The sequence below is a fragment of the Cucumibacter marinus DSM 18995 genome (genome assembly GCF_000429865.1).
GTDB classification, from domain to species: domain Bacteria; phylum Pseudomonadota; class Alphaproteobacteria; order Rhizobiales; family Devosiaceae; genus Cucumibacter; species Cucumibacter marinus.
The window spans coordinates 284138-308743 of record NZ_KE386977.1; the positions used below are offsets into that span (position 1 = coordinate 284138).

The 24606-nt window shown below is 62.0% G+C and carries 25 protein-coding genes; 18 read left to right on the forward strand and 7 right to left on the reverse strand.

Going from position 1 to position 24606, the window contains the following annotated elements:
• The first annotated feature begins 125 nt into the window (after positions 1-125).
• Positions 126-644 carry a DUF6101 family protein gene (locus G489_RS21920; protein ID WP_029041761.1) on the forward strand — a complete coding sequence of 173 codons (519 nt, stop codon included), beginning with the start codon at positions 126-128 and terminating at the stop codon, positions 642-644.
• Here the strand turns inward: G489_RS21920 and ubiA are convergent.
• Complete coding sequence (ubiA, locus tag G489_RS0112150) at positions 641-1597, reverse strand: 4-hydroxybenzoate octaprenyltransferase (RefSeq protein WP_029041762.1); 957 nt, start codon at positions 1595-1597, stop codon at positions 641-643. The two genes, G489_RS21920 and ubiA, sit on opposite strands and share 4 nt — an antisense overlap.
• A gap of 55 nt (positions 1598-1652) precedes the next feature.
• On the opposite strand from ubiA, the gene G489_RS0112155 reads away from it, so the two are divergent.
• Together G489_RS0112155 and G489_RS0112160 are read left to right on the forward strand one after the other, a co-directional pair.
• Positions 1653-2402, forward strand: a complete 750-nt coding sequence (locus G489_RS0112155) for a 16S rRNA (uracil(1498)-N(3))-methyltransferase (protein WP_029041763.1) — start codon at positions 1653-1655, stop codon at positions 2400-2402.
• A 92-nt stretch (positions 2403-2494) separates the two neighbouring features.
• Positions 2495-3862 carry a glutamate--cysteine ligase gene (locus tag G489_RS0112160; RefSeq protein ID WP_029041764.1) on the forward strand — a complete coding sequence of 456 codons (1368 nt, stop codon included), beginning with the start codon at positions 2495-2497 and terminating at the stop codon, positions 3860-3862.
• A gap of 167 nt (positions 3863-4029) precedes the next feature.
• On the opposite strand, the gene G489_RS0112165 is transcribed toward G489_RS0112160, so the two are convergent.
• Together G489_RS0112165 and G489_RS0112170 are read right to left on the reverse strand one after the other, a co-directional pair.
• Positions 4030-4791, reverse strand: a complete 762-nt coding sequence (locus tag G489_RS0112165; protein ID WP_029041765.1) for an ABC transporter permease — start codon at positions 4789-4791, stop codon at positions 4030-4032.
• 26 nt (positions 4792-4817) lie between these two features.
• Entirely contained in the window at positions 4818-5789 is a 972-nt protein-coding gene (locus G489_RS0112170; protein ID WP_210162605.1) for an ABC transporter ATP-binding protein, read from the reverse strand.
• 66 nt (positions 5790-5855) lie between these two features.
• Here G489_RS0112170 and G489_RS21925 point away from each other — a divergent pair, with 66 nt between their 5' ends.
• The gene (locus G489_RS21925; RefSeq protein ID WP_245578900.1) at positions 5856-6503 is read left to right on the forward strand and encodes a MarR family transcriptional regulator; all 648 of its coding nucleotides are present in this window, start codon (positions 5856-5858) and stop codon (positions 6501-6503) included.
• On the opposite strand, the gene G489_RS0112180 is transcribed toward G489_RS21925, so the two are convergent.
• Positions 6504-7394, reverse strand: coding sequence for a LysR substrate-binding domain-containing protein (locus tag G489_RS0112180; protein WP_029041767.1), 891 nt, complete (start codon positions 7392-7394; stop codon positions 6504-6506).
• Positions 7395-7556: 162 nt separating this feature from the next.
• On the opposite strand from G489_RS0112180, the gene G489_RS0112185 reads away from it, so the two are divergent.
• Positions 7557-7823, forward strand: a complete 267-nt coding sequence (locus tag G489_RS0112185; protein WP_155889384.1) for a hypothetical protein — start codon at positions 7557-7559, stop codon at positions 7821-7823.
• A 106-nt stretch (positions 7824-7929) separates the two neighbouring features.
• On the opposite strand, the gene G489_RS20375 is transcribed toward G489_RS0112185, so the two are convergent.
• Together G489_RS20375 and G489_RS0112195 are read right to left on the reverse strand one after the other, a co-directional pair.
• Positions 7930-9306, reverse strand: coding sequence for an MATE family efflux transporter (locus G489_RS20375; protein WP_051332584.1), 1377 nt, complete (start codon positions 9304-9306; stop codon positions 7930-7932).
• Positions 9307-9427: 121 nt separating this feature from the next.
• The gene (locus G489_RS0112195) at positions 9428-9928 is read right to left on the reverse strand and encodes an invasion associated locus B family protein (protein ID WP_035872545.1); all 501 of its coding nucleotides are present in this window, start codon (positions 9926-9928) and stop codon (positions 9428-9430) included.
• Positions 9929-10301: 373 nt separating this feature from the next.
• Here G489_RS0112195 and coxB point away from each other — a divergent pair, with 373 nt between their 5' ends.
• The 12 genes from coxB to G489_RS0112255 all read left to right on the forward strand — a co-directional run bounded on the left by coxB (position 10302) and on the right by G489_RS0112255 (position 22965).
• The gene (gene coxB, locus G489_RS0112200) at positions 10302-11219 is read left to right on the forward strand and encodes a cytochrome c oxidase subunit II (protein WP_407059829.1); all 918 of its coding nucleotides are present in this window, start codon (positions 10302-10304) and stop codon (positions 11217-11219) included.
• Between the two features lie 80 nt (positions 11220-11299).
• Positions 11300-12955 carry a cytochrome c oxidase subunit I gene (gene ctaD, locus G489_RS0112205; protein WP_029041771.1) on the forward strand — a complete coding sequence of 552 codons (1656 nt, stop codon included), beginning with the start codon at positions 11300-11302 and terminating at the stop codon, positions 12953-12955.
• A gap of 30 nt (positions 12956-12985) precedes the next feature.
• The gene (locus G489_RS0112210) at positions 12986-13915 is read left to right on the forward strand and encodes a heme o synthase (protein ID WP_407059832.1); all 930 of its coding nucleotides are present in this window, start codon (positions 12986-12988) and stop codon (positions 13913-13915) included.
• On the forward strand, positions 13912-14061 hold the full coding sequence (locus G489_RS22440; RefSeq protein ID WP_155889385.1) for a hypothetical protein: 150 nt from the start codon (positions 13912-13914) through the stop codon (positions 14059-14061). Before G489_RS0112210 ends, G489_RS22440 begins: the two co-directional genes overlap by 4 nt.
• Before the next feature lie 7 nt (positions 14062-14068).
• Complete coding sequence (locus G489_RS20380) at positions 14069-14620, forward strand: cytochrome c oxidase assembly protein (protein WP_051332585.1); 552 nt, start codon at positions 14069-14071, stop codon at positions 14618-14620.
• A 15-nt stretch (positions 14621-14635) separates the two neighbouring features.
• Entirely contained in the window at positions 14636-15469 is an 834-nt protein-coding gene (locus tag G489_RS0112225) for a cytochrome c oxidase subunit 3 (protein WP_029041773.1), read from the forward strand.
• 48 nt (positions 15470-15517) lie between these two features.
• The gene (locus G489_RS0112230) at positions 15518-15877 is read left to right on the forward strand and encodes a DUF983 domain-containing protein (RefSeq protein ID WP_029041774.1); all 360 of its coding nucleotides are present in this window, start codon (positions 15518-15520) and stop codon (positions 15875-15877) included.
• A 3-nt stretch (positions 15878-15880) separates the two neighbouring features.
• Entirely contained in the window at positions 15881-16666 is a 786-nt protein-coding gene (locus G489_RS20385) for an SURF1 family protein (protein ID WP_051332586.1), read from the forward strand.
• 38 nt (positions 16667-16704) lie between these two features.
• A complete protein-coding gene (gene thrC, locus G489_RS0112240; protein WP_029041775.1) occupies positions 16705-18105 on the forward strand; it encodes a threonine synthase in 1401 nt (466 codons plus the stop codon).
• Positions 18106-19368, forward strand: a complete 1263-nt coding sequence (locus G489_RS0112245; protein WP_029041776.1) for a M16 family metallopeptidase — start codon at positions 18106-18108, stop codon at positions 19366-19368.
• Positions 19369-19376: 8 nt separating this feature from the next.
• On the forward strand, positions 19377-19979 hold the full coding sequence (locus G489_RS0112250) for a GNAT family N-acetyltransferase (RefSeq protein WP_035872547.1): 603 nt from the start codon (positions 19377-19379) through the stop codon (positions 19977-19979).
• Between the two features lie 70 nt (positions 19980-20049).
• Positions 20050-22965 carry an EAL domain-containing protein gene (locus G489_RS0112255; protein ID WP_155889386.1) on the forward strand — a complete coding sequence of 972 codons (2916 nt, stop codon included), beginning with the start codon at positions 20050-20052 and terminating at the stop codon, positions 22963-22965.
• Between the two features lie 19 nt (positions 22966-22984).
• On the opposite strand, the gene G489_RS0112260 is transcribed toward G489_RS0112255, so the two are convergent.
• A complete protein-coding gene (locus tag G489_RS0112260; RefSeq protein ID WP_029041779.1) occupies positions 22985-23566 on the reverse strand; it encodes a YqgE/AlgH family protein in 582 nt (193 codons plus the stop codon).
• A gap of 151 nt (positions 23567-23717) precedes the next feature.
• Here G489_RS0112260 and G489_RS0112265 point away from each other — a divergent pair, with 151 nt between their 5' ends.
• Positions 23718-24572, forward strand: a complete 855-nt coding sequence (locus tag G489_RS0112265; protein ID WP_029041780.1) for a protein-disulfide reductase DsbD domain-containing protein — start codon at positions 23718-23720, stop codon at positions 24570-24572.
• Positions 24573-24606: the final 34 nt, after the last annotated feature.

Sequence of the window (24606 nt, forward strand, 5' to 3'; positions counted from 1 at the left end):
AACCCTCTTCAAAACAACAAAAACTTAACCCAGTTTTTTAAGCCGATCCCAAACGGCCCGCGCCTAGATTGCGATCAACACGAGAGACAAAGAAGCTCTCAGAAGTGAGCAGTGAGGCTAAGGTTATGTTGCGCAACGAGGCGTTTGAGCGATTGGGGGTCAGTATCCTGAACGCGAAAGCGGGCACATTCGGTTCACCCCCCAAAGCGGCGAATGACAATCGCTCGGGGGACTTCAAGACCGTCACTGTGCGCAAGACGCTGAAAAAGAGCGGCGTGACCATCAAGATCAAGGTGCCGGTGGCCGACTATCACGGTGTCGCCATCGCCACCACGATCAATGACGAGGGGATGTTGTTCAGCACCATCGAACTCGTGCATTCCGACGAGGCGCTCAACTACCGGGTGTTCTCCGAGGAGGGCAACAACACCGTTGTCGCCGAATGGCAGAACTGGGGCCGGCATCTGGGGCTGCCGCTCTACATTCGGGCCGGCAATGGCGAACTGATTTCCTATTCGCAGCAGGTTGGCGGCGTTCTTCTGGGCGACACTACCATGCGTCGCAAACTCGGCCCCGATGCCGACCGGCGCCCGCGCTTCCTCAACCGGCGCAAGCTGGGGCTGGTCTCCAACGACAGGCCCTAGAAACTGGTTTGAGCCAGATAGGCGATCCACAGACTGAGCGTGAAGGCAAGGCCAACCCAGTGGTTGGCCTTGAACCGTTTGAGGCACCCCGGATGATCGGCAGGGTCGAGGGTGGCGAGCTGCCAGACGAGGATTGCCGGCGCCACCCACGCGGTGGCGAAGAACGCCCAGCCCGCGCCTGACAAGAAGGCCGCGGCGAGCCAAAGCGCTATCCCCACGGCATAGAAACCGGCAACGATCGGGCGGGCCCTGTCGCCGAACAGCCGCGCGGTGGACTTCACCCCGATCAGCACATCGTCCTCGATATCCTGCAGCGCATAGATCGTGTCGTAGCCGATCACCCAGCAGATCGAACCGAGATACAGCAGCACCGGCGGCCAGCCCAGGCTGCCCATATGGGCGGCCCAGCCCATCAGCGCCCCCCAGGAGAAGGCGAGGCCGAGAAACAGCTGCGGCCAGTAGGTGATCCGCTTCATGAACGGGTAGATCGCCACCAGGACGAGTGAGGCGATGCCGAGCCCGATGGTGAAGGGATTGAACTGGACGAGAACCAGCAGCCCGACCAGCGCCAGCAGCACCATGAAACCGGCAGCCTGCGTCACCGACACCCGGCCCGAGGGGATGGGACGTGATCTTGTACGGGCGACCTTGCCGTCGATATCGCGGTCGACAATGTCATTGAAAACGCATCCCGCCCCGCGCATCACATAGGCGCCGATGAAGAACAGGATAATCGCCAGATAGGGAAAGGGCGCTTCGGGCCGGGCAATCGCTGCCATGGCCGAAGAGATGGCGCAGGGCCAGAACAACAGCTGATAGCCGATCGGCCGGTCGAACCGTGCCATGCGGAAATAGGGCTTGAGCGCCTCGGGGGCATACCGGTCGACCCAATTACCTTTGGGCGCATCCGCAACCCGTCCGTCGCCGGCGTCCTGCTTCGGTGGTGTTTGCATTCGCGCCCATCCTCATTTATGCGGCGTCACACGATCATTTGCGCCGGACCCCGTCATGCCGCGAAGCCACCAGCACCTGCCGCGCCTGTTCGTCAATCACGATCTCGGCCCGGGCACAACCGTCACCCTCGACAAACCCCAGGCGCATTACCTCGTCAATGTCATGCGGCGGCGGCCTGGTGACGCGGTGATCCTTTTCAATGGCCGCGATGGTGCCTGGCGAACCGAACTGGTGGCCGCGGACCGCAAGCGTGCCGAGCTCGAGCCGGTCGAGCAGATCGCGGCCCAGCCAGAGCACCCGGACCTTTGGTACCTGTTCGCGCCACTCAAGACGGGCCGGCTCGACTATATGGTGCAAAAGGCGGTGGAAATGGGGGTTGGCCACATCCAGCCGGTCAAGACCCAGCACACCCAGTTCCCCAAGCTCAACAAAGACAAGCTGGCCGCCAATACCGTGGAGGCTGCCGAGCAATGCGAAGTGCTGGCAGTGCCTGAACTGCACCCCATCATCCCGCTCGAGACCCTGATTGCAAACTGGGCCGAGGATCATCCCGGCCGGCAGATCATCTTCGCGGATGAAAGCGAGGCTTCCGGCTCGCCGCAGGCTGTATTCGAAACATTGGCTGGTCGGCCCTTGGCCCTGTTGATCGGGCCGGAGGGTGGATTTTCCGAGGAGGAGCGCAGGATGCTGCACGGCTGCGAATTTGTGCATCCCGTCTCGCTCGGGCCGCGAATCCTGCGTGCGGACACGGCGGCGGTGGCCGCTCTGGGGGCTCTGCAATCAATCATCGGCGATTGGCGATAAAGCGTTTGAACTTCGCTTTGAAGCGGCTATGGTCGCGCCGAGTCCAAAATCGGGTTGACGCGCAGCCCGTCCGTTTCACGAAAGGCTGAGCCATGGCTGATAGTGGCACATCCGCACCGATCGAGTCGAAAGCCGACCTCATCGAGGCGCTGTCTTCCGGCTCGAAGCCCAAATCGGATTGGCGCGTGGGCACCGAGCACGAGAAGTTCGTGTTCTATGCGGACAGCCTCGGGCCCGTCCCCTATGAAGGCGAGAACGGCATTGGTGCGCTGCTCGACGGTGTGGCGAAAAAGACCGGTTGGTCACCCCTCTACGACCGCGACAAGGTCATCGGGCTGACCGACACGCGCACCGGCGCTTCAATCTCGCTCGAACCGGGGGGCCAGTTCGAACTGTCCGGCGCTGCCCTGTCCAACCTGCACGACACCTGTTCGGAAACCCATCGCCACCTCACCGTTCTACGTGAAGTCGCCGATCCCATGGGCATCAAGTTTCTCGGTATCGGTGTGACCCCGGATTGGGCTGTCACCGATATCCCGGTCATGCCCAAGTCCCGCTACGGCATCATGGCGCCTTATATGCGCGAGGTCGGTACGCTGGGCACCTCAATGATGTTCCGCTCCTGCACCGTTCAGGCCAATCTCGATTTTTCGAGCGAAGCGGACATGGTCAAGAAACTGCGCGTGTCCCTGGCCCTGCAACCCATCGCCACGGCCCTGTTCGCCAATTCACCCTTTGTCGACGGCAAGCCTTCGGGCTTTTTGTCCTTCCGCTCGCAGATCTGGCTGCACACCGACCCTGACCGCACCGGCATGCTGCCCTTTGCCTTTGAAGAGGGCATGAGCTTCGAGCGCTATGTCGATTATGCCCTCGATGTGCCGATGTATTTCGTCATCCGCAACGGTCAGTACGTCAATTGTGCCGGCGAGAGCTTCCGCGCCTTTTTGAGGGGCGAACTGCCCCAGTTGCCCGGAGAAAAGCCGCTCAAGCGCGACTGGGAAGATCATCTCTCCACCATCTTCCCCGAAGTGCGCCTCAAGCGCTTCCTGGAGATGCGCGGCGCCGATTGCGGCCCATGGGAAGAGATCTGCGCGCTGCCCGCGCTATGGACCGGCCTGCTTTATGACGAGGACAGCCTTGAAGGCGCATGGGACCTCGTCAAGGACTGGACGGCGGAAGAGCGCTGGCAGTTGCGAAAGGACGTGCCGGTCAAGGCGCTCGAGACCGAATTCCGGGACGGCACTGTCCATGATCTGACCCGCCTTGTCCTGCCGCTTGCCCAGGCAGGCCTCGAACGCCGCAATCTGCGAAATTGGGAAGACATGGACGAAACCATGCACCTGGCGCCTCTCCGCCGCGTGGTCGAAACCGGCAAGACCCAGGCCGAGCGCCTTCTGGATTGCTATCACGGTCCCTGGGAAGGCGACATCAAGCGCGTTTACGCCGTCGCTGCCTATTAGTGCCGTTCCGGGTGAAGTGGATGCCGGTTCACCCTTCGGAAATGCAAAAAGGCAAAAAAGCTAGATCTGTTCAGTATTTGTTTGGCGCCGAACCCATCTGAAGGACGCCGAGCCCATAGCCCGGCGCCGCCATTGCTTGTGAAGCGGACCAGCTTGGTCTTTCAGTCCTACTTGGTCTGGTTGGCAAAGCTTCTGGTGCCGACAAAGGCAGCAATCAGTACCAGCGCGATCGCAATCCCGACGCCAAGACCCACTTCGCCTGTCACGATCTCATTGCGGAACACCGCTCGGATCGCCGTCACCACATGCTTGAATGGATTGATGTCGGACAGGGTCTGCAGCCAGACCGGCGCCAGCGACATCGGCAGCAAGATGCCGGACAGCAAGAGGATCGGCAGCGCGATCGAATTGACGATCGGGGCAAAGGCGTCTTCGCTTTTGACCGCCAGGGCCATCGCATAGGAGAAGAACGAGGCCGACGCCCCGAGCATGGCAATAATGATCAGCCCCAGGACAATGGCGATGAAAGGCACGCTGAGCCCGAAAAACATTGCGCAAACAACCAGAATGATAGCCTGAACGATCAGCACGATGACGTCGCGCAGCACCCGCCCGGCAATCAGTGCCGTCCGGCTGGCCGGTGAGACCAGCATGCGCTCGATCACCCCGGCACGCCACTCCGCGATAATGCCGAAGCCGACGAAGAAGCCGCCGAAGACGCCGAGTTGGACCAAGAGGCCGGGTACGAAGATCTGCCAGGCATCGCCGGGCGGAAAGCCGGGTGCACCGGCAATGGCCTGCAAGAGCGGTCCGAACAGGGCGAGATAGAGAATTGGCTGGGAAATCCCGATGATCACCCAAAGGGGGTTCTGCAACGAGAGCCGCATCGCCCGGGAAAAAACGATCCAGGTGTCTTTGAAGAACGTCATGATGAAACCTCTTGAATGAATGCTGTTCAGTCGCGCAGCGACCGGCCGGTCAGGGTCAGGAAAACGTCATCCAGCGTGGGACGGGCAACTTCGAGACCGATCGCGTCGACCCCGGCCTTGTCGAGTGCCCTCAGAAGCTGGGGCAGGGCGGTGCTGCCATCCGGCAGATGGGCCCGCACCACGTTGCCGTCGACATTCGGCGTATCGGCGCCTTCGAACCCGCCAATGATTTCGCTGGCCTGGGCCGTGTCCTTGCGCCCGCGCAGGGTGAGGGTGATCGCATCGCCCGAAACGCGTTGCTTGAGCTCCTGCGGCGTGCCTTGGGCCACCACCTTGCCGCCATCAACGATCAGGATGCGATCGGAGAGCGAATCCGCTTCGTCCATATAATGGGTGGTCAGGAATATCGTGGTGCCGAGCCGATCCCTCAGATCACGGATATGATGCCACAGATTGGCACGCGCCTGCGGGTCGAGCCCCGTCGTCGGTTCATCGAGAAATACCAGCTTGGGCTCATGCACCAACCCCATCACGATATCGAGCCGCCGGCGCTGGCCGCCGGAGAGCGAGCCGCATTTGCGGTCCCAGATGCCGTCGAGATCGAGCGACTTCAACAGCGCCTTGCCGCGCTCGGTCGCCGTTTTCCGATCTATGCCGTAAAGCTGGGCCTGCGAGACGATCTCCTGCCCGGCGACGGCCTCCCCGGTGGTGGTACCTGATTGGGCGACATAGCCGATGCGGCGGCGCACGCCCACCGGGTCGTCCCTGAGATCGCAGCCCACGACCGTCGCGGTGCCGTCGGTCGGTGCCAGCAGGGTGCACAACATTCTCAGCGTTGTCGTCTTGCCGGCCCCGTTCGGGCCGAGAAACCCGACGATCTCGCCCGGCTGAACCGTGAGGTCGATGCCCTTGACGGCCTCGACTGTACCTTTTCGGATTTTGAATGTGCGCTTGAGGCCCCTGGCTTCGATAATCGGGCCGTCTGCAATCGCTGGCATGCTGAAATTCCTTGACAATATGAGGGTATTTCGATATTCAAATATCTTATGAATCAAGATAATGAATTGTCAAGCGAAAATCGCGGACGGCTGATTGCACGGCTTGTAGCGGCGCAGCGTTCCTCCCAGAATGCATCGGATATGCTCGATGAGGCTTACGCCCGTCTTCTGGGTGTCAATCGCACCGATGCACTCTGCCTCGATATCATTCAGCGCTTCGGCAAGGTGACCGCCGGTCAGTTGGCCGAGCGCTCAGGATTAACGACCGGCGCCGTAACGACCCTGGTCGACAGGCTCGAAAAGCGGGGTTATGTCCGCCGCGAACGCGACCCCGTGGACCGCCGGCGGGTGTTCATTGAACTCAGCGAATCCTCGAAAGAGTTCGGCGCAATGGTCTACTCACCGATCGGCGAGCTGTTCGAACCCTATTGTTCGCGCATGACCGATGCGGAATTCGCCATCGTCGCTGGCTATCTCGAAGCATCCGACCGCATCAATCGTGAACTTGCGGCTGTGATCGCCGGCTTCGTGCCGGCGAGCGACGCTGGCGCCGAAGAGCGCTGGGCGCAGGCCGAAGCCATGAACAGGGCCGCCTCGGGGCTGATCGAGATGTTCCGCACCGACCCCGACGCCTACCGCATGCGCGACGAGGATCTCGTGCCGGGCAAGGGGGCCGTTGAAGTCGAAACCTGCAGGGACGATGAGCCGGCCTGATCAGGCTGCGGTGATCACCAGCTTGTCTTCGCCGTAGAGGTTCCCCAACTCATCAAGAATATGACAGGCGAGCGCATCATAGATGCCGCCATAGCCATGCGACGCGCGCATCAGCGCAATCTCGGCATTTGGAAGCCGCGGAAATCCGTCATCCACACCCAGCACCCGCATGTCTGGCATGATCGCGCTTTCGGGCAGCACGCCGACCGCCAGACCTGCCATCACCGCGCTGGTGACGGCCATCGCCGAGGATGAGGTATAGGCGACCCGGAAATCACGCCCGATCGAATTGAGCGCGGCCTCCGCGCTCGCCCGCCAGCAGCACACATGTGATCCGCAGGCGAGGGGAAGCTGTTCGCAATCGAGCACCCTGATCTCGGGTCCAGCCACGAAATGCATGGGCTCGGTCCTGAACATTTCACCAAACTCATGGCTTGTGCCCTGGGTGAACACGATCATGTCGAACCGGCCCTGCTGAATGCCTTCAAGCAGCAGTTCGGAAGGCTGGCAGGTCACCTCGACGAGGATCTTGGGGTGCGATTCCTGAAATGATGTCAGGATCTTGGGCAGGAGCCGAACGGCATAGTCATCCGGCACGCCGAAGCGCACGGTACCCGACAGGTCCTCCTGGGAGAAATAGTCGAGGATCTCGGCGTTGATCCGCAACAGCCGCCGCGAGCGCGAATAGAGCTCATCACCTTCCGGCGTCAGCGTGATGCGCCGGCCCTCGCGCACGAATAGCGGATGTCCGAGCCGTTCTTCCAGCCGTTTGATCTGCATCGAGACGGCGGACTGGGTCTTGTGCACCCGTCGGGCGGCTTCCGTGAAGCTGCCGCAATCGGCAATGGCGGCAAAAGTCTGGAGCTGATCGAGGTCGAGAGGCGCGGGCATAGCGATCACTGGAATTGATGGGGTAGATAAAATCTATTTGTTTGATTGATTGATGGCAACCCCCTAACTCTGGTCATGGCCGGCAACGACGCGGCCGCCCTGCCTTCCCTCGGGGCCCGCGTCCTCCTCCCATTTGCCGGCTGCTGAAACAGGAGCATGAAGATGGCTTACGTGCATTCAGGCGCGCGCCCCGCCGGCGCGGCTTTTGACCGGTTCTTGACGATTATCGCTCGCTGGCGCGATGGGCGCCACGATCGCGCCACCATGCGGCGCACGCTCAAAAGTCTTGATTGCCTCGATGCTGAGCAGCTTGCGGATCTGGGGCTGGAGCGCCAGGACCTCAAGGACGCGCGCGGCCTGCAGTCAGGAATCGGCATCGGTCTTCTTTATCGCCGCCGCTTCCGCGCGGCCGATCTCGAACTGGGCTGAGGGGTTTATGGTCTAACCCTGACGGAACTGAACTCCCCAAATCGGTTCCGCGACTGGCCGGGCGAAAGCCCGGCCTTTTTGCGTCCGCTCAGCAGGCGTCCTTCGCTCAGGCTGTGGCGGGAGCGACGGCCTGCTGGGCCCGGGTCAACCGGCCCACCAGCCAGAACGCGGTGGCCACCGCGGTCACGCCGAAAAACACGCTGCCGGCTGTAACGCCCCAGGCAATCCCTTCGAGTCCGCCCCAGGCAGCCCCAATTGTGATGAAGGGCAGAACGCCGATGGTCTGGCGCGACCAGTTGAAGGCCGTTGCCATCAGCGGCCAGCCGAGATTGTTGAACGCGGCATTGGTGACGAAGATCAGCCCGTTGAAGATGAACGAGGCGGCAATGATCGTGCAGAACAGCCGGATCATCAGCGCCATGTCACCATCGGCATTGTAGAGGGCGACCAGCCCGTCCTGGAACACGAACAGCAGCGCCCACACGAGGCTGACATAGCCGAGCGCGAAGATTACGCCGTCGATCAAGGTGCGTCTGACGCGATCCATTTGCCCGGCACCAAAATTCTGACCGATCACCGGACCGACAGCACCGGACAGTGCGAACACCACGCCGAAGGCGACCGGGATCAGCCGGTCGACAACCGCTTGGCCCGCAATTGCCGAATCCCCGTAATTCGCCACGGCCTGCGCGATCAGGATCGCGCCGACCGGCGTCGCCAGATTGGTGAGAACCGTGGGCACGGTCTGCTTGGCCAGCGCCCGCAAATGGCCACCGACAGCCGACATGTCGGGCATGTGGAACAGCCCGTGCACGCCGATCACGTAATAGAGACCGAGCGCGGCCACGCTGACCCGGACAATCAACTGGACGATCGCGGCACCGGTAACTTCAAGTCCGAATGTGAAGATGAACAAGGGGTCGAGCAGGGCCGTCGCTATCCCGCCAACCAGCGTGATCATCATCGAGCGCCGGGCATCGCCCCGGGCGCGGATCAGGCCGATCGAGGCGACGCCGATAACGAAGAACGGTGTCGAGGGCAGGATGATGTAGAGATAGAGTCGGGCCTGGTTGAGCGCTTCGCCTTCGGCTTCGAGCAGCGAAAGCACGGGTTCTGTCACCGCAAAGGCGGTGATCGCCAAAACCGTTCCCCCGAGCGCGGCAATGATCAACGCAATGGTTGAGAGTTCCTGCGCCCTTTGTTCTTCGCGGGCGCCGATGGCCCGCGCCACCAGCGCGGACGTGCCGACCATGAAGCCGACCGAGATGCCGATGATGAAGCCGATGATATAGCTGGCGCGGCCAACTGCGGCCGTCATCGCCGCATCGTTGAGCTGGCTGATATAGAACAGCGAAATGGCATCGACCAGGAACATCGCCATCAGCCCGATGGCGGCGGCGACCGTCATGATCGCCACATGGCGCATGGTCGAACCGCTGAGAAAAACCGGATCGCGGCCCTGGGCCGGCATATGGCGCGACATCTGAACTCCCGTCATGACCCGCTATTAACGGCGGCGGGCGCTCGGACGGCAGCGGTATAGGGCGAAGCGCCCGGCTTGGAAAGCCCACACTGTGTCACAGCGCCGGGCAAAGCCTCGGCAATCAGGGGAGGGCGTCGAACCCGGCTTTGAACCCTTCGAGCGAAACAGGAATGCCGATGCCCTCTTCGGGTGTCTTGAACACTACGAACAGCGCGGTGTCGCCATTCGAAAGCGTGTTGATCAGGTTTTCGTCCATCACCACTTCCGCCACGCAGCCATTGGGCAGACAACGCACGAAACCGACTTTGCCGAGATCCTGCTGATCGACGAACAGCCCGAGCCCGTTGGGCAGCAATACCCCGAGCGGGGCGAGAACGCGCAAGAGTTGTGCCTGCCGGTCCGCGGTTTTCAGAACGATGACGCTGAGCGCCACATTGGGCTGGTCTTCCGCGGTCACGTTCTGGATCAGCGCACACTGCTCGAAACTGGCGCCCGGCGGCGTGTCGCAGGACATCTGCCAGTCGCCATGCTCGGATTTCACCACCCCTTGCGCATGTGCGGCGGCACCGAACCCGGTCGCAAACAGGATACCGCCAAGGGCGGCGAGGAAAAGACGCTTCATACTATGCACCGGGCGAATCTCCGCGGTTCGGATCGAGTGGGTTTATCTTGTGGCCCGCTGCCCGAGTCCAAGTCAAATCTCGTTGGTGGAATGTCAAATCTCCACGGTCGAGTGACGGCCCTTCACAGGCGGGCAAGAAGCCCTTCTGCTAGACATTGTCAAACAATGGCGAGGTTATGGCGAGGAGGCCTGGCCGGGCTCCCAGTCGCATAATTCCGCGCACATTTGCCGCATGTGGGGGGCCTGCGGGTGAATTGCCTAAACCGGCAGGATGTGGTTTAGGTCTGAGCAACAAAAATGCCTGGCCGTGAGTCGCCGGAACCTCCGGGGGCGGGCCGCTGGGCATTTTGGTCATGATCTCAGGGGGAACGTGGTGACCTCACTTCTAAAGCGGTTTTTGATTATCCTTTCGGCGCTCGGCGCGACCTTCGGTTTGGGGGCGCTTCCTGCCCTCGCACAGGCCGGTCAACCGGTTGACGGGCAGATCCATTTCCAAGAGTCCGTGACCCCCGTCATGGACTCAATCGTGGCCTTCCATGATGGGCTGCTCCTTTGGATCATCACGATTATCACGCTTTTCGTGCTTGCTCTCTTGATCTGGGTCATTGTCCGCTACAATGCGAAGGCCAATCCGACCCCGTCCAAGACCACGCACAACACGATTGTCGAGTTCGTCTGGACCGTGGTGCCGATCATCATTCTGATCGTCATCGCCATCCCCTCTTTCGGGGTGCTGTCGGATGAAATGCTGGTCCCCGATGGGGAGCGCGCCTATCTCGGTTCCTCGATTTTCGACCGCAATGGCGGCGAAAAGGTCCCGGCGCCGGAACTGACCGTCAAGGCCACCGGTGCCCAGTGGTACTGGGATTACGAATATGTCGACACCGAAGAATCGGTGAGCTTCTCCTCAGTTATGCTGACCGACGAACAGATTGCCGAACAGAAGCCTGACCAGCCGCGCCTTCTGGCCGTTGACAACGAGCTCGTTGTCCCGGTCGACACCACGGTGCGCATGCAGGTGACCGCCGCTGACGTGATCCACGCCTTTGCGGTGCCCTCCTTCGGCATCAAGACGGATGCGGTGCCCGGCCGGCTGTCCGAAACCTGGTTCCATGCCCGCAAGACCGGCATGTATTATGGCCAGTGCTCGGAGCTGTGCGGCAAGGACCATGCCTTCATGCCGATCGCCGTCCGCGTCGTCACCAAGGACGAGTTCGCCGCATGGCTGGCAAAGCTCGAGGAAACCGGCGGCGACGCTGCCACCGCCAGCCTCGAATTGGCGGACCTCTAGGAACGCCCGACCGGGCAGGAGTGATTGTTCGCGCCGGATACTGGCCGCTGAACAAGGGTTGAGACTTAAGGAACCGAGCAATGGCAAACGCAGACGCCGCCCATAACCACGAGGCTCACGACCACCCCACAGGGTGGAAGCGATACGCGTATTCGACCAACCACAAGGACATCGGCATGATGTACCTTGTCTTCGCGATCTTCGCGGGGTTTGTGGGCGGTATCCTTTCCGGCCTGATGCGCTGGGAACTGGCTGAGCCCGGTATCCAGATCTTCCACGGTCTGGCCGCCATGGTTTACGGCGTCGATGCAGGCTCTCAGGCGGCCCTCGATGCGGGCAAGCACATGTACAATGTGTTCACCACCGCTCACGGGCTGATCATGATCTTCTTCATGGTCATGCCGGCCATGATCGGTGGTTTCGCCAACTGGTTCGTGCCGATCATGATCGGTGCGCCGGACATGGCGTTCCCGCGTATGAACAACATCTCGTTCTGGCTGCTGCCTCCGGCATTCCTGCTGCTCGTGATTTCCATGTTTGTTGAAGGCCAGGCCGGCTTCCTCGGTCTCGGCGGCGGCTGGACGATCTATCCGCCCCTGTCTGCGCAGGGCGGCACGTCGACCACCTTCGCCATTCTGGCCCTGCACATCGCGGGTGCATCCTCGATCCTCGGGGCGATCAACTTCATCACCACAATCTTCAACATGCGGGCGCCGGGCATGACCCTGCACAAGATGCCGCTGTTCCCCTGGTCGGTGCTCGTGACCGCCTTCTTGCTGCTGCTGTCGCTGCCCGTTCTGGCCGGCGCCATCACCATGCTGCTGACAGACGTCAACTTCGGCACCACTTTCTTCGCACCTGAAGGCGGCGGCGATCCGCTTCTGTTCCAGCACCTGTTCTGGTTCTTCGGCCATCCCGAAGTGTACATTCTGATCCTGCCGGGCTTCGGCATCGTCTCGCACATCGTGTCGACCTTCTCCAGGAAGCCGATCTTCGGTTATCTGGGCATGGTCTACGCCATGGTCGCCATCGGGTTTGTCGGCTTCATCGTGTGGGCGCACCACATGTACACCACCGGCATTTCGCTCGATACGCAGCGCTACTTCGTGGCCGCCACCATGGTCATCGCGGTGCCCACCGGTGTGAAGATCTTCTCCTGGATCGCCACCATGTGGGGTGGGTCGATCACCTTCCGTACCCCGATGCTTTGGGCGCTGGGCTTCATCTTCCTGTTCACCGTCGGCGGTGTGACAGGCGTGGTGCTGGCCAATGCCGGCGTCGACCGCTCGCTGCATGACACCTATTACGTCGTGGCGCACTTCCACTACGTGCTGTCGCTCGGTGCCGTGTTCGCCATCTTCGCGGGCTGGTACTTCTGGTACCCGAAAATGTTCGGCTACATGTATTCGAGCGTGATCGCCAAGACCCACTTCTGGATGACCTTCATCGGCGTGAACCTGATCTTCTTCCCGCAGCACTTCCTAGGTCTGGCCGGCATGCCGCGCCGTTACATCGACTACCCGGATGCGTTCGCGACCTGGAACATGGTTTCCTCGATCGGCTACGCCATTACCGGTCTCGCAACCCTGGTGTTCCTGTGGGGCGTTTTCGAAGGCTTCTCGCGCAAGCGTGTCGCCGGCGACAATCCCTGGGGCGAAGGCGCCACCACTCTCGAGTGGACCCTGCCGTCCCCGCCGCCGTTCCACCAGTTCGAAACCCTGCCGCGCATCAAGTAAGCGGACAGGATCAAAGGCAAACCCATGGCACTGGCCGCGGATACCGATCACGAAGCGCTCGAGCGCACGCCTTCTCAGGTGGGTGACTATGTCACCCTCCTGAAGCCGCGCGTCATGTCGCTGGTGATTTTCACCGCTCTGGTCGGTCTGTTCGTGGCACCGGGTGGTCTTCACCCGGTTCTTGCGGGCACGGCCATCCTTGCCATTGCCATCGGGGCCGGCGCGTCCGGCGCGCTCAACATGTGGTACGATCGCGATATCGACCGCATCATGAGCCGGACCCAGAACCGTCCGCTGCCGCGCGGCCGGATCACGGAAGAAGAAGTGCTGGTTTTCGGCCTCACGCTCTCCGCGATGTCGGTGGCAACGCTCGGGCTGGCCACCAACTGGCTGGCCGCCGGACTTCTGGCCTTCACGATCTTTTTCTATGCCGTCATCTACACGGTCTGGCTCAAGCGCTCTACGCCGCAAAACATCGTCATTGGCGGTGCTGCCGGCGCGTTTCCGCCGATGATCGGATGGGCGGCTGTGACTGGCCAGGTCGGCATCGAAGCCTGGGTCATGTTCGCGATTATCTTCCTCTGGACGCCGCCCCATTTCTGGGCGCTGGCGCTGTTCAAGAAGAGTGACTACGAGGCGGCCGGCGTGCCGATGCTGCCCAATGTCGCCGGTGAGCGCGCAACCCAGAACCACATCCTCATCTATTCCGTGGTCCTGGTGGCCTCGGGCATCGCCCCGCTGATTGTGGGCATGGCCGGCTGGCTGTATGGCGCGGTGGCTGTCGGGCTCGGCGCCTGGTTCCTCTGGCTCGCCTTCGATCTCTGGCGCACCAGCGAAAAGGACCAGATGAAGAAGGTCGCCCGGTCGCTATTCCGCTTCTCGCTCTATTATCTGTTCGTTCTGTTCGTGGCCCTGGCTGCCGATCATGCGCTCGGACTTTACCTCGGAGCTGCCCAGTGACCGCCGAACGCGATGAAGACGAAATGAAACGCATCCGCCGCCGGCGTTCGGTCGCCCTCGGCATTGCCCTCGCGGTTTTTGCCGCGCTGTTCTATGCGATCACCATCGTCAAGATGGGCCCCGCCATCATGAACCGGCCGTTGTGAGGGTGCGATGACGTTTGCCGATTTCGCCGATCGCCATCTGCCGGGCAATCCCAATGCGCGCCTCGCCGTGATCCTTCTGGGGATCGTCATCGGCATGGTCGGCATGTCCTTTGCCGCGGTGCCGCTCTACCAGATCTTCTGCCAGGTCACCGGCTATGGTGGCACCACCCAGCGCGCTGCAGCCAATGGTTCGCAGATTATCGACCGTGTGGTCACCGTCCGCTTCGATTCCAACATCGCCAGCGGACTGCCCTGGAAGGTCAAGCCGGCCCACGCCATCGAGCAGAATATCGGCGAGACCTCGCTGATCAATTTCACGGCGACCAATCTGGCCGACAAGACCGTGAAAGGGCAGGCGGGCTTCAATGTGACCCCCGAACGCGCCGCGCTCTACTTCAACAAGATCGAATGTTTTTGCTTCACCGAGCAGACGCTGGCACCGGGTGAGACGGTTGAAATGCCGGTCACCTTCTTTGTGGATCCCGAGATCGACGACGATCCCGAGCTCGACACGGTGCGCGAAATCACGCTCTCTTACACCTTCTATCCTCTTAACTAGGGAGAGGCCCGAACCATGGCTGCCCACGCCAAGAACCACGATTACCATCTCGTCGATCCGAGCCCCTGGCCGTTCATCGGCTCGATCTCGGCCTTCATCATGGCCGTTGGCGGCGCGATCTTCATGCGCGGCGGCACCTACTGGATCCTGCTGATCGGCCTGGTCGGTGTGCTCTACACCATGTTCGGCTGGTGGCGCGACGTCGTGCGCGAATCCTCCGCCGGTGACCACACCCCGGTCGTGCAGATGCACCACCGTTACGGCATGATCCTGTTCATCGCTTCGGAAGTGATGTTCTTCGTGGCGTGGTTCTGGGCCTATTTCGATGCCTTCTTCTATTATGACGAGGCCGTTCAGGTTGCCCGTGCCGCCCATACCGGCGGTGTCTGGCCGCCTGCCGGCGTCGAGGTGTTCAATCCTTGGCATCTGCCGATTTTCAACACCATCATCCTTCTGACCTCCGGCACTACGGTGACCTGGGCGCACCACGCGCTGCTGCACAATGACCGTGAGGGCCTCAAATGGGGTCTGTTGCTGACCATTCTGCTTGGTGCGCTGTTCACCACTGTCCAGATCATCGAATACGCCTCGGCCGGCTTCTCCTTCTCGGGCAACATCTACGGCGCCACCTTCTTCATGGCGACCGGCTTCCACGGCTTCCACGTGTTTGTCGGCACCGTGTTCCTGATCGTCTGCCTGTTCCGCGCCCTGGCCGGTCAGTTCACCCCGGACAAGCATCTCGGTTTCGAGTTTGCCGCCTGGTATTGGCACTTCGTCGACGTGGTGTGGTTGTTCCTGTTTGCCTGCATTTATGTGTGGGGCAGCTGGGGCGTCGTCTACACCCACTAAGTCTACGGCGCGGCCCATCGGGCCGCGCCTTTTCCTTTCGGGGGACCCATGAGCGAACCCCAGGCCTCTCCTTTCGCCGCCGGTCTCAAATGCCGGTGCCCGCGCTGCGGGGAAGGGGACCTCTACGCCGGCTATCTCAAACTTGCTGACCGCTGCCAGAGCTGCGGCCTCGACTACGACTTCGCCGATGCGGGCGACGGCCCTGCCATTTTCATCATGCTGATCGTGGGCTTCATCGTGGTGGGCATGGCGCTGATCGTCGAGGTGGCTTTCTCGCCTGCCATCTGGGTGCATCTCATCCTCTGGATCCCGGCGGCGGTCCTTTTGTCCCTTTGGCTCCTCAGGCCGTTCAAGGCGACCATGATCGCGCTTCAGTTCGCCAATGATGCCCGTGAGGGGCGGCGCTAGGAATTGTCCAACACCCCCAAAAAATCATCCTCGGCCCGTTTGGGCCGCGCGGCCATCGGGTTCATCGTCTTCATGGCGCTGCTGACGGCGTTGTTTGCAACGCTCGGCTTCTGGCAGCTCGACCGTCTGCACTGGAAGACCGGCCTGCTCGATGCCATCGAACAGCGGGCCGAGAACCCGCCTGTCCCATTGCCATCCGCCGGAGAATGGGATGCATTCGATGCCGATGCGCTTGACTACACCCCGGTTGCCTTCACCGCGCGGTATCTCGATCAGCCGCCCGTCCTGGTTTTCGATTCCCTGGCAGACCCGCGTGGCGTACTCAGCGGTCCGGGCTATTGGGTCATGCAGACCGCCGCTGTCGATGGCGGTGTGGTCTGGATCAATCGCGGCTTCATCACCCAGGCCATGGCGGATGCGGGCGAGGTGCCCGTGGCGCCGCCCGGCAACGTCGAACTCGACGGCCTGCTGCGCCGCCCGGAACGCGCCGGTGCCTTTACGCCGGAGGCCGATCTGTCTTCAGGCCGTGCATGGGTTCGCGACCCCGCCACTTTGCCAGCGCCCGAGGCGGGGCAGGGGCCGCTCGCGCCCTTCTATGTCGATCTCAGCGCAACAGCAGAGACCGGCGACCTGCCACAAGGCGGCGAGACCCATCTGGCGATCACCAACAACCACCTCGATTATGCCCTGACCTGGTTCGGTCTGGCCGTTCTCACCCCCGTCATGGTCGTCATCTGGCTGTGGCGTCGCCGCCGCGCCACCTCAACGGTTGCGCCGCCAAAACCCTAGGCTTAGGGTGCGCCCCACCATCACACCGGAAACCCTCCATGCGTTACGTCAGCACCCGTTCTTCCGCGCCGTCGCTCGGCTTCTGCGACGCGCTTCTGGCCGGCCTTGCCCGCGATGGCGGCCTGTATTTGCCGGAGAGCTGGCCGACATTCACAGCGGATGAGATCGCGGATTTCGCCAATCGGCCTTTCGCCGATATCGCCTTTGCTGTGATTTCGAAATTCACCGGCGACGAAGTGCCTGACACCGTGCTGCGGGAGATCGTCGACAGTGCTTACGCCACCTTCCGGCATCCAAGCACGGCACCGGTCACCGAGCTCGAGCCCGGACATTTCGTCCTTGAGCTTTTCCATGGTCCCACGCTCGCTTTCAAGGACGTGGCCATGCAGTTTCTCGCACGGATGATGGATCACATCCTCGCCGAACGCGGCCAGCGCGCGACCATTGTCGGCGCGACCTCCGGCGACACCGGCTCCGCCGCCATCGAGGCGTTCAGGGGCCGGGACAACATCGATATCTTCATCCTGCATCCGCATGGCCGGGTGTCGCCCGTCCAGCGCCGCCAGATGACGACGGTCCTCGATGCCAATGTCCACAATATCGCGCTCGAAGGCACCTTTGATGACTGCCAGGCGGCGGTCAAACAGATGTTCAACAATCACCGGTTCCGCGACGAGGTGGCGCTTTCGGGCGTCAACTCGATCAATTGGGGCCGGATCGTCGCCCAGATCACCTACTACTTTACGGCGGCCGCTGCGCTCGGTGCACCGCACCGCAAGCTGTCCTTCACGGTGCCGACCGGCAATTTCGGCGACATCTTCGCAGGCTATGCCGCGGCCCGCATGGGCCTGCCCATCGAAAAACTGATCATCGCCACCAATGAGAACGACATTCTGCGGCGCACGCTCGAGTCCGGTCATTACGAGACCCGCGGCGTCTCCGCCACCCAGAGCCCCTCGATGGACATCCAGATTTCCTCGAATTTCGAGCGGCTGCTGTTCGAGGCTTTGGAGCGCGACGGCGAACAGGTGACCCAGCTCATGGAGCGGCTCAAGCAATCCGGTTCTTTCACCGTGCCTGAAAACGCACTTGCCGCCATGAAGGGTCAGTTCGCCGCCGGCACCACCGATGAGGACGCCACCGCAGCCACCATTGCTGATGCCTGGGCGCGCTCGGGCTATCTGGCCGATCCGCATACCGCGGTCGGCCTGTCGGTCGCCCGCAAGCTGAAGACCGAGGATGCCGCCATGATCACGCTGTCGACCGCCCATCCCGCCAAGTTCCCGGCGGCGGTGAAAGCGGCATCCGGCGTCGATCCGGCTCTGCCCGAATGGCTGGCCGATTTACACGAACGCGAAGAGCGCGTTACCGTTCTGAACAACGATCAAGACGCGGTAGAGGCCTTTGTCAGGGCACATAGCCGCGCCGGGGAGGTTTGAGTGAGCGTACAATCGACGACACTGTCCAACGGCATGACCGTATTGAGCCATGCCATGCCGCATCTCGAAAGCGCCTCTTTGGGTGTCTGGGTCAAGGCCGGCTCGCGCTGCGAATATGAGCACGAACACGGCATCTCGCATCTGCTCGAGCATATGGCGTTCAAGGGCACCAAGACCCGCACCGCGCGGCGCATTGCCGAAGAGGTCGAGACCGTCGGCGGCGACATGAATGCCGCAACCTCGATCGAACAGACCGGCTATTTCGTCCGCGTGCTCAAGGAGGACGTGCCGCTCGCTGCCGACATTCTCTCCGACATCCTGTTGAATTCCCTGTTCGATGAAAACGAGCTGCGCCGCGAACAGCAGGTGATCGTTCAGGAGATCGGCGCCTCCCACGACGATCCCGACAGCTATGTCTTCGATCTGTTCCAGGATGCGGCCTATCCCGGCCAGCCGATCGGGCGCACCATTCTGGGCACCGTCGATTCCGTGCGTGGCTTCGATTCCGAGGCGTTGCGGAGCTATATGGACCGCAATTATGTCGGCGATCGCATGGTGTTGGCCGCGGCCGGCAATGTGAACCACGACGAACTGGTCAGCATGGTCTCGGACAAATTCGGTGGCCTCAAGGCCAACGGCGCCCCCGAGCCGGTGCAGGCCACCTTCCATGGCGGCGAACAGCGCCTGGTGCGCGACCATGAACAGGCTCATCTGGTGATGGGCATCGAAGGCCGGCCCTATAATTCGGACGGCTTCTACGCCACCCAGATTCTCGCCTCGATCCTGGGCGGGGGCATGTCCTCGCGCCTGTTCCAGGAAGTGCGCGAAAAACGTGGCCTTTGCTATTCCATCTACGCCTTCCACTTCGCCTTTGCCGATAGTGGCCTGTTCGGCGTTGCGGCGGCGACCGGCGGCGACGAGCTCACCGATCTCGTCCCGGTGATCCTCGATGAGCTGCGCAAGGCAACACAAGACATCACCGAGGAAGAAGTGGTTCGCGTCCGTAACCAGATACGGGCCGGGCTGTTGATGTCGCTTGAAAGCCCCTCCGCCCGCGCCGGCCAGCTCGCGCGCCAGCAGATCCTGTGGGGTCGCCCGATCGCGCTCGAGGAAACCGTCGAGCGTATCAACCGGATCGACGCGGAACGCGTGAAACATGTCGCCGCCCAGCTCTTCTCCGACGCCAAGCCGGCCATCGCCGGCATCGGCCCGGTTGCCGACCTGCCTGATCACGCGGAAATCGCATCCCGGTTGCGGGGCTGAGGACGGCCATGCTCGGTCCGTTCTTCGGTCGCGAACACATTCTCGAACTGTCCGACGGCGCCCTGCTGCTGCGCCCGCCGCGCCAGGCCGATTTCAACGAGTGGCGCAGGGTCCGGCTCGCAAGCCGTGCCTTTCTGAAGCCTTTTGAGCCGGTCTGGGCCGAAACCGAACTGACCCAGGGCTCCTTCCGCGCCCGCATCCGGCGCTATGCCCGTGAAATCGCCGAAGAAACCGGCTTCACCTTTTTCCTCTACGCGCTTGAGGAAGATGAAGATCCGCGCCTCATCGGTGGCATCACCCTGTCGAACATCCGCCGCCGCGTGGCCCAGGCAGGTACCATCGGCTACTGGATGGCAGCGGACGAGGCCGGCAAGGGCTGGATGACACGCGCAGTCGGGCTGCTCCTGCCTTTCTCCTTCCATAAACTCGGTCTACATCGCGTCGAGGCGGCATGCCTGCCGCACAACAAAGCCTCAATCCGTGTGCTAGAAAAGAATGGGTTCCGACAGGAAGGCCTGGCGGAGAAATACCTGTTGATCGACGGCAAATGGCAGGACCACCTGCTGTTCGGATTGACGGTCGAGCGATATGAGGACGGATGGTCCAATTAACAACGCACGCCATCAGTGCTTGTGACAGTGCATTTACCCGGCTAGGACAGATCGCCGGGGAGTTAGACCTATGATGTCATTGCGCCTGCGCCGCGGTCTCGTTGCCGCGATCATGATGCTGCTGACCCTTGTGGCCGGCGGCAGCGCCATGGCGTTCGAGGTCATAACCGTTCCTGAAAACGTCAATGCGGTCAATTTGAGCTCGGCCATCGAGGTGCGCCAGGGCGAGGGCGGCCGTATCCAGCTCTCCACGGCCCCCGGCGAAGACGGCATTATCCGCCGCATCGAGGTGCAGGCCTCGGAAGACGGCACAAATCCCCATTGGGCCCTGTTCGCGCTCTCCAATCCCGGTGACGTTCAGATCGAACGCCTGCTGGTCGCCCCCTATTTCCGCTTGCCCGGTTCCGGCGTGTTCGCCCCCGATCTCGGCTCGCAGCGCATCGGCTTCCTCACGCCCAACCAGGGTTTCCGCCCCCAGCGCGTTCAGGATGCCGAAGCGGACGTGTTCTCCGTCACCCTCGACCCCGGTGCGACCATTACCTTTGTGGCGGAGCTGACGGGCGACAAGCTACCCGAACTCTATATGTGGGAGCCCTCGGCCTATCGGGACTATGTGAACTCCTTCACCCTGTTCCGGGGCACCGTGCTTGGCGTGTCGAGCCTGCTGGCAGTGTTTCTCACCATCATGTTCGTGGTGAAGGGCAGGGGCGTCTTTCCCGCAACCGCGGCGCTGGCCTGGGCTGTGTTGTTCTATCTCACCGTCGATTTCGGCCTGTTGGGCACGCTGCTGGGCATTTCGAACACCTCATTGCAGAATTTCCGGGCCGCAGCGGAGGCGGCGCTGGCGACCACGCTGTTCGGCTTCCTGTTCGTCTATCTCAACCTGCACCGATGGCATCTGCGTTTCGTCCATCTTGCGCTCGCGCTCGGCGCGGTACTGCTGGCGTTGCTCGTGCTCGCCTTCGTGCAGCCGGTGATCGCTGCCGGCATCGGGCGCACAATGCTGGCCATGATCGGCATTTTCGGTGTCGTCATCATTCTCATGCTGGCCTTGCGCGGCTATGACCGCGCGGTGATGATCCTGCCGACCGCCGTCATCTTCCTCGCCTGGCTGGTCTACGCCTTCCTCGTTATCATCGGGCAGGTTTCCAATGACATCGCTCAATCCGCTGTTGCCGGCGGGCTCGTGCTGATCGTGATGTTGTTGGGCTTCACCGCCATTCAGCAGGCTTTTTCCGAGGGACAGGTGTCCATCGGCGCCCTGTCCGAAGTCGAGCGCCGCGCGCTCGCCATGACCGGTTCGGGCGATTTCGTCTTCGACTGGAATATCGACCGCGACCGCGTCACCGTCTCCGAAGAATTGAACGCCCGCCTGGGCGAGCGAAGGGGGCACCTGCGCGGTTCGATCAAATCATGGCTCGACCGCATCCACCCCGAAGACGCAGACCGGTTCCGAACCGGGCTCGACACGCTCATTGAGCTCAGGCGTGGCAAGATCAACGCCGATTACCGCATCGCCGCGCGCGATGGCAGCTACCGCAGTTTCCGCATGCGCATCAAACCGGTCCTGTCGGGCGACGGGCAGGTCTCGCGCTGCGTCGGCACCCTGCAGGATGTCACGGACGACCGTGCCGCCCGGGAACGCCTGCTGCATGACGCGGTCGGCGACAGCCTCACCGGCCTGCCCGGCAAGGCACTGTTCCTCGACCGGCTCGAGCGTGCCCTGGTGCGCTCGCGCGAATACAATGAGGTCAAGCCTGCCGTCTTCCTCATCGATCTCGACCGCTTCTCCGAGATCGACGAACAGATCGGCCATGCTGCAGCGGATTCTGTTCTGCTGGCCGTCTCACGCCGCCTCTCGCGTGTTCTCAAGCCCCTCGACACCCTTTCGCGGATTCACGGGGACCAGTTCGCCGTTATCCTTGTTTCCGAGCAGAATGCCGCCAAGATTGCCGCAACCGCTGAACAGCTGCGCAAGGCCATGCGCACCCCGTTCAATTTCGGGGAGCGCGACCTGGCGATCTCCGCCTCCATCGGCGTGACGATCTATGACAACAAGCCGGCCACCGCCGAAGGCGTGTTGCGCGATGCCGAACTGGCGATGATGTATGCCAAGCGTATGGGCGGCGACCGGATCGAAGCCTACCGCGTCCACGCACGGCAGATTGCCGAGGCGGGCAAGCTGATGCAGGCGGATCTCGAGCGCGCCATCGAGAAGCGCGAACTGAGCATGCTGTACCAGCCGATCGTCGACATCCATACCGACGCGATTGCCGGCGCCGAAGCGCTGATGCGCTGGAACCACCCCAATCGCGGCACCATCAGCCCGTCCGAGTTCATACCGCTCGCGGAACGCACCGGCCTGATCGACAGGCTCGGTCAGCTTGCATTCGAGCAGGCCGCCCGCCAGGTCCAGACCTGGGTGTCATCCTATGATCTGGGGCCGGATTTCTTCGTTTCTGTGAATATTTCGACCCGGCAGCTCGCCAGTGAAGGGCTTCTGGCCGAATTGCGGGCGCTGCTGTCGGATCAGCCGCAGATCGCCCGGCACATCAAGCTCGAACTGACCGAGAGCCAGATCATGACCAATCCGGAGCAGTCGGCCTATGTGCTCGACGCGGTCAAGAAGCTGGGCCTTGGTCTGGCGCTCGATGATTTCGGCACCGGCCATTCATCGCTGAGCTATCTGCACCGTTTCCCATTCGACACACTCAAGATCCCCGCGCAGTTCGTTCGAACCGGTGAAGACCGCACAGCCATACATACCCAGATGCCGATTCTGCGCTCGATTCTGCAGCTATCCGCCGAACTGGGTCTCGATGTGATTGCCGAGGGGATTGAAAGCGACGGTGAACTCGCCCGCATCCGCGAGCTCAATTGCCGCTACGGCCAGGGCTATATGTTCGGCGCCGCGATGGCGCCCGACGCCCTGCAGCAGCAGTTCACCGCCGGGACCGACGAACGCCAGCTCGAAAGCGCGCAATAGTCGCGATAGATGATGGGGGTCAGGCGTGTCCCATATCCGGAGACAGCCGTGCCCTGTTAATACCGAGTTCGGCCAGCGCCGCCTCGTAGCGGCTGGGGACCTCGGCTTCGAAAATGAGGTCGAGCGTCGCCGGCACCGTCAGCCAGCCATTGGCCTTGATCTCGCCTTCGAGCTGCCCCGCGCTCCACGAGCAATATCCCATCGCCAGCAGTGATTCCTGCGGCCCCTGCCCGAGGGCAATGGCCCGCAACACATCGACGGTCGCCGTCAGGCTGACCTCGTCATTGATGCGCAGGGAACTGTCGACGGTGTGATAGTCCGAGCTGTGCAGGACAAAACCGCGATTGGTCTCCACCGGGCCGCCGATATGGATGGTCTTGTTCATCACATGGCGCGGCATGACGATCGAATCCTCGCGCCCGCCCAGTTCGAACTGGTCCATGAGATCGGTGAACTGAAGGTCTGGCAGTTCGCGATTGATGACCAGACCCATCGCGCCGTCTTCGCCATGCGCACACATGTAGATGACGGTTTCCGAGAACCGCTCATCTTCCATGCTCGGCATGGCCACCAGGAATTGTCCGGTCAGGGTCGTCTGCAAGGGGCCTGTGTCCTTTCACGCCTTAGTTTAGCGCTCGCTGATACGTTCCGCAAATAGACCAAATGGCCGCTGGCACCGCACCGCGCGATTGTTCACACAAGCCTGAACAGATGTTGCTTTTTCTGTCCGCCGCTTCGCGCTAGGGAGCATCATGACCAGAACACGGATCTTCGGGGCCCTTGTCGGCCTGAGCATGTCACTCTTGGCCGCCATGCCCGCAGCGGCGGCCACCACTGGCTGGATCGAGCTGGGGGAGGGCGCGCGCATCCGCTTGATCGCCGACAATCAGCTTGATGATACCGGTCATACGCGCCTTGGGCTCGAGATCGAGATGCCCCCGACCGTCAAGACCTATTGGCAGCAGCCCGGAGAAGCCGGCTTGCCCCTGGCGCTTGACTGGAAAGACACGAGTGGCATCGCAACGACCGAAGTCCTCTGGCCCTATCCCCTGCGCGAAAAGGACAAGGGGTTCCTCGAATATGTCTATTACGGGGACACGACCTTGCCGATTTTGGTGGAGCTCGAACCCGGCACCACCCGTCTCGATGTCGATCTGGCGATTACCATGGGCGTCTGTTCGGAAGTGTGCATTCCCGCCCAGGCCGCGTTCAGCACAACACTCGATTTCGGCAAGCCCGACCGCGCCTCCGCCTTCCGCCTCGACCGCGCTACCAATCTTGTCCCCAAACCCGCTCAGGAAGACCCCGCCTTTGCACAACTCGGCATTGCGCCTTCGGGGGAGGCGGTTTGGGTGAAAACCACGGCGGGCCGGTCGGTTAACGCCTCATTAGTCATTTCAGCGCAATCCAACGAATTCCTGTTTGGAACGCCCCAAAATGGCCCGCATTCCGACATACTCGAAGTACCGTTCCTCGGTTATGGCAAGCTGGAGGATCTCATCGGTCAGCCGCTTGGTCTCACCTATCTGGGGACAGACGGGCCGCTGGTGGTGACCCGGCCGCTCGGCCGCGCAACCATGATCGACACTGTTGTGCGGTTCGACTAAGACCGGTTTCGAGTTCAATGCCATTGAGTGAGTT